Annotated in this window: 1 protein-coding gene; it reads left to right on the top strand. The window is 43.2% G+C overall.

Annotated features, from left to right (window positions below; all coding sequences use genetic code 11):
* Positions 1-259, top strand: a 259-nt coding sequence (locus ACGF49_RS25240; protein ID WP_387493546.1) for a type VI secretion system baseplate subunit TssF, incomplete at both ends; no start/stop codon positions are given.

Here is a 259-nt window from a genome sequence, read left to right as displayed (position 1 = left end):
TTGGAAGACAGGGCAAGTCACGCTTTTTCTCGGAGAAGATCAAAAACTGGCGTCTTTACTGACCAAATACGTGGATCAATCGCTGAACAACACTTATCTGAAAACATCCCTGAAAGAGCAAGAAATGTGGCTATCTATTGAGATCGCTCCACGCCTGAAAGAAAATTTGGTCCTGCCGAGACCCCATGACTATTTCTGGCCGTTGCAGGTGTTATACGAATACCTCTATCTGCCACATGTTAATGACTTTATGTCATTT

Origin of the sequence: Photorhabdus sp. RM96S (assembly GCF_042879335.1) — a bacterium.
GTDB lineage: Bacteria > Pseudomonadota > Gammaproteobacteria > Enterobacterales > Enterobacteriaceae > Photorhabdus > Photorhabdus kayaii.
Note: the sequence above shows the minus strand (reverse complement) of the source record. Positions and strands in the feature narration are given on the sequence as shown.